Annotated in this window: 10 protein-coding genes; all 10 read right to left on the reverse strand. The window is 48.3% G+C overall.

The window, feature by feature from the left end; all coding sequences use genetic code 11:
• Positions 1–28 precede the first annotated feature (28 nt).
• The gene (locus K2G41_RS00180; protein ID WP_300112693.1) at positions 29–835 is read right to left on the reverse strand and encodes a hypothetical protein; all 807 of its coding nucleotides are present in this window, start codon (positions 833–835) and stop codon (positions 29–31) included.
• The gene (locus tag K2G41_RS00185; protein ID WP_300112695.1) at positions 829–3,657 is read right to left on the reverse strand and encodes a TraG family conjugative transposon ATPase; all 2,829 of its coding nucleotides are present in this window, start codon (positions 3,655–3,657) and stop codon (positions 829–831) included. Before K2G41_RS00185 ends, K2G41_RS00180 begins: the two co-directional genes overlap by 7 nt.
• A 3-nt stretch (positions 3,658–3,660) precedes the next feature.
• Positions 3,661–3,948 carry a DUF4133 domain-containing protein gene (locus K2G41_RS00190; protein WP_300112698.1) on the reverse strand — a complete coding sequence of 96 codons (288 nt, stop codon included), beginning with the start codon at positions 3,946–3,948 and terminating at the stop codon, positions 3,661–3,663.
• A gap of 21 nt (positions 3,949–3,969) precedes the next feature.
• Positions 3,970–4,326, reverse strand: a complete 357-nt coding sequence (locus K2G41_RS00195; protein ID WP_300112701.1) for a DUF4134 domain-containing protein — start codon at positions 4,324–4,326, stop codon at positions 3,970–3,972.
• A gap of 143 nt (positions 4,327–4,469) precedes the next feature.
• Entirely contained in the window at positions 4,470–4,835 is a 366-nt protein-coding gene (locus K2G41_RS00200; protein ID WP_300112704.1) for a hypothetical protein, read from the reverse strand.
• Positions 4,836–4,839: 4 nt separating this feature from the next.
• Complete coding sequence (locus K2G41_RS00205) at positions 4,840–5,430, reverse strand: DNA-binding protein (protein ID WP_300112707.1); 591 nt, start codon at positions 5,428–5,430, stop codon at positions 4,840–4,842.
• Between the two features lie 12 nt (positions 5,431–5,442).
• Positions 5,443–5,817: a hypothetical protein gene (locus tag K2G41_RS00210; RefSeq protein WP_300112710.1), complete on the reverse strand. Its 375-nt coding sequence runs from the start codon at positions 5,815–5,817 to the stop codon at positions 5,443–5,445.
• Entirely contained in the window at positions 5,814–6,509 is a 696-nt protein-coding gene (locus K2G41_RS00215; RefSeq protein ID WP_300112713.1) for a ParA family protein, read from the reverse strand. The genes K2G41_RS00210 and K2G41_RS00215 overlap by 4 nt, the downstream gene beginning before the upstream one ends.
• Before the next feature lie 169 nt (positions 6,510–6,678).
• A complete protein-coding gene (locus K2G41_RS00220) occupies positions 6,679–8,238 on the reverse strand; it encodes a relaxase/mobilization nuclease domain-containing protein (protein ID WP_300112717.1) in 1,560 nt (519 codons plus the stop codon).
• A gap of 204 nt (positions 8,239–8,442) precedes the next feature.
• Entirely contained in the window at positions 8,443–8,841 is a 399-nt protein-coding gene (locus tag K2G41_RS00225) for a hypothetical protein (RefSeq protein ID WP_300112720.1), read from the reverse strand.
• Positions 8,842–10,631 lie beyond the last annotated feature (1,790 nt).

Genomic DNA, 10,631 nt, shown 5'->3' on the forward strand with positions numbered 1-10,631 from the left:
AGTGAGAGTGTCAGCAGTGCAAAAGTTTTCATTTTCCCCAGTTGAATAAGTCCGTATATTCTTTGATAATCGCATCAGATATTACCCACTTGTCGAATTTGGTGTTGGTTGCAATACCATTCCAGGACAACACAAGACCGTTTACCTGATTTTTCATCACCATCACATTAGCCCAGCCCTCCGGGTCAATGGCGAAAAAGAGGTCATTCATAGTGGCGTACTGAGCCATAGCCATCATACCCTGAATCTTGTAGCGTATGCTCATAAGGTCGGAGTAGATGCGGTTGGCAAGTGTCAGACGCTCGTACCTGTCAAGGAGATTGTAGCCGTCGCTTTTCTTTTCGGAAGTCGCCTGTCCTTTCAGCGGATTCTCTATCCTGGCATTGTTCACGATATTCACGAAATCCCCCGCAAGCTGCTGCGTCTGTGTCACCACATTGGCAAGCTCATTGAGGCAAAGAACCTTATTGGCGAACTTCGCCTTGTTCACAACCTTGACCAGTTCCGGAACATCAAGCACTATATCGAGGGCGCAACGTCCTATCTCTGTATAATACTTGCTCTCGGTGCCGAAGCCTGAGATATTTTCCATCGTTACCTTATACAGCTCCTTGATAGTAGCCATACTTACGGTGTATTGTTCCAGCTTGTTCTGCTTGGAAGCGATGGAGTCAAGACGCTTGTTGTGCTGATCCTCGATAGCTTTTTGAGTAGCGAGGTTCTGACTGACAGCCTCAATACAATACGGGTCTATCACAACCCTGTACTGAGCGGAAGCATAGTAGTATCCAATCAGGGAGAATAGTGTGAGGAATATGTATCTGAACATTACCATAATTGCATTACTTTCTGTTTTTGGTTTACCTTTCTTGCGAAGTCAAGATACTTGCCGATACCGGCCTTCTTTCTGTCAATCTCGATATGGGTTATAGCCTCCTGCATGGTGCCGTAATGACGGAGGTATATTTTCAATGCCTCCTTTTCGGCCCGTTCAGTGGTGTACGCCCAGTAACATTCCGGCGGTTCCTCGACTCCGAACACATCGGAGTTCTGTCCGCGACAGATCCAGACTTCCTTGAAATAGTTGCGGTTGTCGTGGTTGTTGAGCGCGTTTATCGTGAAGATCTGCTGCTTCTGAATGGGGGTAAGACCGAGAATGGCTGAAATATCATCGTATCTGTCCTTGAACTTCGACTGGTCGAGTAATATCTTGACATCTGAGTTATTGATGATTGCCTCCTTGACAATGGGTGAGTCTATCACGTCGTTGAGTTCCTGGGTTACGACACCGGCAATTCCGTGAAACTTGCGGACGGTCTTATACAGGAATTTGATATATTCCGCCATTGTAGGCGAGGCGATTGCTTTCCACGCTTCTTCGATAATCAGCGCCTTACGTCCTTTCTTGATTCGCATCTTCTGTAAGAAGACATCCATAATTATCAGGACGACAATAGGGAAAAGAACGGGGTCGTCCTTAATCTTGTCAATCTCGAAGACGATGAAACGCTCATCGAACAGGTTGGTATCGAGGTCTGAATTGAGGGTCATCTCCAGCTCACCGCCACGATAGAACTGCTTGAGAATTGCAGCAAAATCGCGTATGTCGAAATGCACCTTTTCAAGAGAGGTTATCTGTGGGATTCGTTCAAGGGCAAATTCATAATAGCTGTTGAAAGACAACTCCGCGACTTTGAGGCGCCGTTTCTGGTCCTCGATATGGTCTATCTGCTTGTCAATCTTTATCAGCATGGAATTTTCGTGCAGCTCCTTTTTGTAGCGTTCCAGCATGACGGCAGCTTTCTCCTTCTCCGCCTCGGTCGCTGCCGCGTCAGTGAGCATGGCCCGGAATGTCCGGCACTGTCGGAGTATCTTGTACCTGCGTTCCTCTGCCGGTATGATGAGTGCGTGGCTCTCTATTTTCGGAGGCTCGCGGTTTATCTGTTCCTCTATGTCCTCCATATCGTGCGCATACTGGTCGTAATCATCTTCCATCTTGGCGTCCACAAGCAGTTTGCGGCGCAGTCCCTCACGTTCATCGTCTGTGAATTTGTCGAAAGGATGAAAATATGCTTCGTAATACTCCACGATGGTCTGGTTCACGAGCATATCCTCAATCTTTGAGGGGGCTTCATTACCCTTGAAGATCAGAAATATCAGGGATTTAAGGAAGTTCTTTTTTTCTCCGAAATTAAGGTCATATTCCTCTTTAGTCACCTTAAATGGGTTCATCGAGATCGGCTTTTCCTTGGAGTATGAGATGTATGTGCCTCCGAAATAGCCGCAGATACCTTCGTAAGAGTCGCCGGTATCGACCATAACAACGTCAGTATTCTGTTCAAGCAACTGACGCACAATGCTGTTCATGTGGAACGATTTACCACTTCCGGACGGCCCAATACAGAAGAAATTTGCGTTGTCTGTCATCTTCACCTTACCCTCTTTTCCAGTGATGTCGATGCACACCGGGAGACCCTGACGGTCAGTATAGAATGTGGTGAGCGGAGTGTCCTCACACCCTTTCAGATGTTCCTTGAAAAATAGGCAAAGGGCGGCGTCTGACAACGTGAGGAAAAGATCGTAGTCGGGATTGATGCCGTATGCGTTGCCGGGGAAGGAGTTTACGAAAAGTTCAAGCTGGTTGTAGGCGGTGCGCGACGGCATTATGCCGCACTCATACAGCTTTGTCTCCAGAAACGATGTGACGGGTGTCACCTTGTCGGGGGGACAGCTCACCATGATATTGAAGCTGGTGTTTACCAGAAGGGAGGAATCGACGGCAAGTATATTCAGGACTTCCTCGATGTCTGCCTTGGCTATCTTGTTCGATGGGTCGGGCATCGAGCCGTGGCGCTTTGCCTTCCCCTGAAGTTTGCGTAGGAGTTTCCGCTGTCCCGGAATCTGCACCACCTGATTGTAGACCACGCAATCGGTGTGGGGCACTTCGGCCAGGAATGAAAACAGGTCGGTCGCTATCGGATAGCCGTTGACGCTCATTTCGGTGAACGGCTTTATTACGGAAGGGAGGTTTATCTCGTCAATATCCACAAGTGGATAAGAGCGGATTATCCTGTTTCCGGTGCGCAGGTATTCATCGGAGGAGCGGAAGTTGCTCATCGAGAAGGGGCCGTGACGAAACTGAAACGCCATGAAGCGGTGTATGTATTCGTTCACCTCCGGTTTGGTAAGTTTCCGGTGCCTGATGTTTTTCTCTGTAAGAATATCGTCTACCTTTGAGACATTTGAATGGAAGTCGAGCCACTTCTTGGGGTCATACTGGACGAACTGGCCTCTCTGCGCCTCCTGTGTTATTATAAGGTAGGTGGTGATTTCGGTGAACTCCCTCCCGTCAAAATACCGGAAGTAGCTTTGAGTCAGGAACTCGGCTGATTCGGGAACTTCCCGGTGGTATTTCTGACGGCAGAAAATGTCCTGCTTCTGGAGGGCATACCCCTCGCCGAGTGTCTGGACTATATTGGCCAGCACGTCCTGAAATAGAAGATACTGCTCCGAGTCGGTGCATAGATGTAGCACCGGGTTTGTCATCTCGAATATTACGGAGGGGGCGCCCTTGGAGTCGAACAGCACGACATTGCCGTCTGTCTCCTCCAGCTGTGCGAAGATGCCGTCAAATATTTTCTTATGCGGTTTTGCCATGTGTCAGCGTTTGAACAGGTTGTGATAGATGTAGATTCCACGGTTGCGTTGCTTGTTGTGAAGTCCGCTGCGCTGCTTGACATATATTGTCACCAGACCGATGGCCGCCATTACAAGCATGGCGATAAACCCGGCGAGCTTCCCTAACGCGATGGAGAATACTATGAAGCCGACGAAGGACACTCCTATGGCCGCTGCCGCGAGTGTCAGGAAACGTCCCCTTATTCCCATGAACTCCAGAGGTTTCTGTAACCCTTTGAAAACCGGATAGCCGTCGTTGTATATCGCCATGACTGTACTGGTTTTGCTGCGTCAGTTGAAGAATAGCGGTAGAGCCTCGGACAGAGCGATGAAGGCGATGCAGCCACCGATGGTGAGCATGATGGTCTTCTTGACATCCTGATCACCGTTCTGCATCTTGAAGTAGACGTTAAATGCTCCTACCAAGACAATTACGGCGGCGATGGCCTTCATGAGATTGGATACGGGGGTCTGATATGAGCTGACCTCCTGGGTGGCTTTGGTAAAACCTGCGGCGCCTTTGCTGGCGGCCATTGCGTCACCGGCGGCGACTGTGATTGCGGCTGCCGCAAGGAGTCCCTTGCGGACGGGTGCCGAGTTGCGTAGGCGTGCGACTGCACGCAGACATTTTGTTTTAATCTTCTGCATATGCGTTTGATCTCTTGTTGGAATTGAAAAAATCGGGCTGTAAAGGCAATGCAGGGCGTTAAAGGCAACTTCGGGCGATAAAGGCAAACGTCGGTCAGTAAAGGAATTTTTTAGTAATGAATGTTTCTGTTCAATAGATTATGTCAGGCGGCTTTCTCACATTTGGCTACGATGGCACCGAGACCTTCAAGCTCGGCGTCTTCGGTGTTGGGAAGGTTCTGTACCTGCGCCACAAGTTTCTCCACGGGTAGTCCGTTTGTCATGAGCGGTCGTCTGACTTTTGGAGCTTCAGCCGTCTTTGGTGCGTTGGGCTTTGGGGCCTTCATGTCACGTGTTATCTCGGTTGTCCTGAAACCGGCGGCCTCTTCCGTGATGTCGATTTCTGTCTCCTCGTTCTCCTTGGCGTTTTCAGCCGATGCAGGTTTTATCAGTAAATCCATCGCGATGGCCACGGTATAATATATAAAGAGCAGGACTACAAGGACGAGGAATATATCTCCGAATACCATATTGTCATATTACATGTGTTATAAACTCCGGCTCCGTTTCTATGTATGGTCGGAAGTCAAGGCCGAGCCTTATGCCGTTTGACTCCCTCACCGGGCTTCGCTTCAGTTCCGCTGTGTAGAATACCACGTTACTTCCCTGAACCACCGTGTAACCGGCTTTCTTCAGGCGATGCTTCAGATTGATGCGGTGGACGTTGCTCACCACTTTCATATTCGATATGGGCGGCAGTCCGAAGCGGATGCGGCGTCTCTCCCGTTGAATAAGCTCAGTCCTGCGGCGTGAGATCAGTCGGGAGGCATCCTCTCGGTTGCGCTCCAGCCCCAGTTCCGCCACTATCCTCTGCACGGTGCGTTTGGATACGTTGGCAAGACAGGCGAGTTCGGGATATGATTTCTCCTCGTAGTTCTCGATGATGATGCGGACTGCATCGGAACGGTTCTGAAGAGTGTTCTTTTCAAGCCCCAGTTCCCTCGCCTTTACCGCAACACAGCGTCGGCATATTCCGAGGGATTCCGCTATGGAGGCATTGCTTTCATCGGGGAAGCGTTCTTTGAGGAAACAGATCATTTCCTCCGTCCAGTGAATCTTGCTCATAACTTATCTTGTTTATGGTGTGTCAAGCAGGGACCGGTTGCATTTCCTGTATTGCCGGAGCCTTGGTAGATACCGGTTGATGAATGTGCGGACAATCGCGTTCACTATGTCGGAACGGCACTTACGGTCGAAGTCGCAGTCGTCGAGCGAGTCGGCAAGGTCGCGGTCGAGCTTGCATATCATCCTGTCGTCCTTTCTCTCCCGGAAAGCATAAAGGGCGAGGTTCTTCTGGAACTGCACCCAGTCGTCATCATCTGCCGACGGCGCATTGCCGGGTGTGTCTATTGGAGCCTGGTCCCCTGTCTCCGGCGGAATGTCGGGCGGAGCGAGATTGCTCAGTCCGCCGAGAAGCCCGTTGATGTCGGGGTACTTTGATTCTGTTTTCATCGTTCTGGTGTTTTGGTTGCAACTAATTCTTCATATATCGCATCAAAAGCAGGGGTGACAAGCAGCATCTGCTCGTCCATCTCGGACATGGTGCTGAACCGTTCCATCTTTTTGCGTCTTGTCACATAGGGCGTGACGGTGACTAACTTTGAAAATTGCAGTTCGGCTTCCTCCCACCTCTCTTTTTCCTCGGCTGTCCCGGCGCCGATTACATGGAAGTTGGGAATAAGGAAATGGCGTGCTGTCATTTCGGGACCGATTTTTTTACGCAGGGTCACTATCAATGCTACGGTTTCCGCTGTGGGAGGTATGTTCAGTTCATCGTAGTGAAAAGGAGTGATCACATAGTCCGAGTTCACAAACAGGGCGACAAGTCCCTGGTCGGTGAGACTGCCTACCGAGTCGAACAGCACAAAGTCAAAATGCGTGCTGCCACGTATATTCTCTATAAGGGAAAGGAGTGCGGGCTCGCTGCTCAGTCTGAACGAATATACGGCATACGGTACCGGGCATCCGGCATATACCTCCATGTCGGAGGCCCGTTTTTTTGCGATGGACTGCTGTGGGTCAGTGTCGAATATCGCCACGCTGTGTCCCTTGCCAGTGAGATAGGTGGCGAACATGGCGCAGAGGGTGGACTTGCCGACGCCTCCTTTCTGATTGGCGAATGTTATTATACCGGTATCGTTCATCTTTCCTTTTAGTTTTTTCCGATGGCAAAATTATCACCGGGTGATTGCTAAATTTGAAATTCCGAACATTTTTCATTATCTGATAATCAAACTTTCGCATAATTTCTTAATGATATGGTCTGAAACCACGGTTACATGCACACCGTGTCACCGGATACATATTGCAGGGCTATCTTTTGAGATTGCTTTCATCGTCTATACGGTCGTAGTCACCTCTGTAGCCAACTTCCCATTCCCTGTTCTCGCCACGTCCGGCTCCGGCATCCCTCAATGGCCGGATAGACTTAGGCTTAATTGCGGATGCTCTGTCATTCTTACGGTTGTACCTGCTCCTGTTATATATGAGTCGTGACGTGTCGAATCCCTCGGCGTTCAGGTTTATCATAACATGGCTGCGGAAGTCAACGGCATACAGGTTGCCGTCGATGTCGGTTATCCTGAAGCCTGCGTTCCTGAACGTCTGCCTCAGAATATACCCGTTGTCGGGATTTGAGCTGAAGATGTCCTGAAGGTCTGATAGTCTGTTGTGGTATGTGTTTGTCTTGACAGGCGACAGGCTCACGAGGCCGGGTGTTGGTATCTTTCCGATACGGCACAGAAAATCCCTTTCTGCCACAGTGGTCGGATGGAAGGATTCAACCCATGAAATACGGTTATTGCGCTTCAATGTCTCCCACATATGTGATTTAAGTGGTCTGGAGTCTCCGGCACGGTGTATCTCACCGGCTTTGACGTAAGCCTTGAACTGACGAGACAGTATGGCGTTGAGCTGCCCGATGTTCATTTTCGGATCTGATGTCAGCAGGGAGTCTATGAGTGCGTCGATACGTGAAAACCGTTCATCGGGCGTGGCGAAGTCAAGCAGCTCCTTTATCGGGAGGATCTTCCCTCCGTTCATCACCGATTTGGTGTTGTGGTCGATTATCATGTAGCCGTATGGTGAGTCACTGCGTCCGAAGAAAACGAGGTCTATGCCGAATTTGCGCTTCATGTCGGTGGCAAGCTCGCCACGGTCTGCCGAAGTGTCCCTGTATTTTTTCAGGATAGCCCTGAGCTGACGGCGCCGTTGCTTGTCAAAGGTACGTTCCTGATATTTTCCGGCAATCTCGGCCAGAGGCACTTTCTTCAGCACGATGCCCCCTTTCTTTATCGACACGGTTCCGTCTTTCTCGTAGCACTCGTAACCCATCGAGTTCATCAGTGCCTTGAACTGCGTAAGGGAGGTGAACCTGTAGGAACATGCTTCCTTGAAGTCGAGTTCCGCCTGTTTGATGCGGTCGTTTCCAAGCAGCCGGTCTATGACCTGCTGTGAGCGTACCCTCTCGTGGTTGTGGTCTATCTTCCTCCCGTCAGGTGCCACTCTCGACGTCACTATATGTATATGTGTGTTGGCAGTGTCGGTGTGCGCATATATGAGCATGGGTTGTCCCGGCTCTCCGTAACCCATCTCCCTCATATATTCATGCGCGAAGTCGAGCAGTTCCTCTTCCGTCTTCTCATGCCCCCTGCATGATATGGCGACGTGGAACTGCGCTTTCTTTATCCTCTTGTTCCTCATGGAGTATTTCTGAAGATACTCCGTGAGGTCGGCGGCGGTCGGTCGGGAGATCTTTTCCACCGGTCCGAAGTTCTTTATCTCCAGAAGGTGCGCCACTCCTTTTGATACCTTATGCTCGTTATATCCTACAGCGTGGAATGACGTGCTCGATGGAAGTATTGTCGCTATCATCTGATTATCGTGCTATCTTATGGTCTTACTGTCTGATGCTGAAATATTCTCTGTATCCGATATTGCCGACGGCAGATATTGTGACGGTTCCACTATGTTGTCATGCAGGTATGAGGCAACTCGGTTCTGCCTAAATCTGATTATCTCCATACCTTATGATATGATTATATGGGTATGTGACTATAAGCTGATATTATTGTCTGGTTATATGATGCGCATACCGTCCCTTATTATCTTGTCGAGTGCATCCCTTTGTACGGTCTGCATATCACCCAATACTCTCTTTATCTCGTTTATTGATGGAAGTACCACGTCATTATAATATCTCCCGGTGAGCAGTCCCGCCACTGCCAGCTCATTCGCTCGCTTCATCGCCTGATTGAGATTGCTCCCGGCCCATGCAAGTTCATCACTCAGTTTCCGGCTCAGCTCTGCCATATTCTCCACGGCTTCCATCTTTCCCTTGGCGTCGGTGCCGGAAAACTCCCTGAGCGCGGATCTGATGTAGCAGCTAACGCTACCGAAGTCCGCCGCCTTTGAGCGCAGTGCCGTCAGTTCTTCATCGGTCAGCAGTATTTCTATTCTATTGGTTCTTCGTTGCATACGATAAGGTGGTTATCTGTGATTTCAAATCGGCGAGTTCCGAGCTGATTTGCCCCGGCTGTCAAGACGGCAAGTTACTTTTCCATCGGCAAAACGCAGTTTTATCCGGGGAAAAGTACAACTTGCTTATCAAAACATGTAAGCCCCGGCTTCACCCGTTTTCCCTGCCGTTACGCGAAGTTACCGGCTGTCGCTCGATGCTAAAGAAATTCCGAACATAATAATTATGTGTGTTCATCACATATTGCGGTATTCCCTGCATCAGAGGCTGAGATAACCTGATATTCCGGTCTAACCGTATCATCTTGTCCTCATATTCTCCTTACCTCATTATGTCATACTCCTGTCATCGGTATAAGATAATATGATTATCGGATAGTACAATAGTATGATAATACGGATATTTCTTAATAAAATAATGCCTTAAAAACTTGCATATTTCACTGATTTTTAGTATATTTACATACTGAAAGCACCATATTCAGCGATAATCCGATATTGTGACTGCACGATGTCGGGAGTATATGAACATCTTAATATCTGTTGCTATGTTTTATCTTCTTCTGGCTATATATATGTTGCCTGTTGTGATAGTGCTTTGTATCCTTCTTCGCATTGTCAGATGGTTGCTTCGTATGATGTTCCGATTATCGTATGTATTGATACGGCGATTATTCAAGTTAGCGGTATCTATGATTGTCGGATTATGGCATATCGTGATGAACTGATATAGTGTTTATCCAAAATCTCTGCTTCCGGATTGACTGAAGGGAGAATGAGGCTATGGCTGTGGTTAAGATGGTCGGTTTGTTCCCTGCTGTCGGATTTGTCGGTAGGCTGGCGGTGATGACGGTTCCGGATATGAAATCTCGGTCTTATGCGCTACTGTCTCCGTCGCTTTTCCAGCCACTTTCACCGACACTTGTGCCGACAAAGTTTCCGCCACTGCTCGGGACACCTCTGGGGACACTTCTTCCGACACCTTTGGGGACACCTTTTTCATATTTCCCGATGCTAAGGATTAGCAAGTTACCCCAAGCCCGTCGGTAGATGTGTCCGATATTTCGGACACCTTTGCCGTCACTGATACCGCCACTTTTTCGCCACCTTTTTCAGACAAAGAAAGACAGATCTTCCCACTCTCTTTCTGGAACATCGGATTGGCAGAAAGATTACCTGATTTTCCTCTCCAAAATGTGACCCCACTTTCCCTATCCAAGCTGCTCTACAAGAGCAATTCACGGGAAAATCCCTATTTTGACAGTGTTAAAAATTGTATAAATGGCATTTATTTGATTAAAAAGACTTAAATTCACAGCAGAAATAAACAGATCCAAGAGAACATTGATTTGCTGACGATTTTTGAGCCTTGAATGTGGTACAATCTTGTGGTACATTCAACCTCAAACATCATTTATAAGTTATTGACTTTTAATGTGATACATCAGTAAAACGATGTCTTTGCGGATCACACAAGAGTTTATCAAACCTAAGCAAACCTCTGAAATCTACTGATTTTCAGAGGTTTTTTCTTTGTCCTCGGTATCCGTCCGATGCAAAATATTGAAATAGCCGATGTGCAAAAAGGGGCAACTATTTTCAGTCTCCGCATTGCCACCTCAAACAGATTGATTGCGCTATTTTTCAGTATTTTACAACAAGGTTTCAGCCTTAAATATTGCCACCTTTCATAAGCTGAGAGGTGGCATTTTTGGCAAATAGTGTAATTATTTCGGTTTTTAGCAATGAAAAGAGCAACGTAGAAATGTTTGTTCTACGCTGCTCCTTTA

It is taken from the genome of Duncaniella sp., from assembly GCF_029056165.1.
Lineage (GTDB): Bacteria > Bacteroidota > Bacteroidia > Bacteroidales > Muribaculaceae > Duncaniella.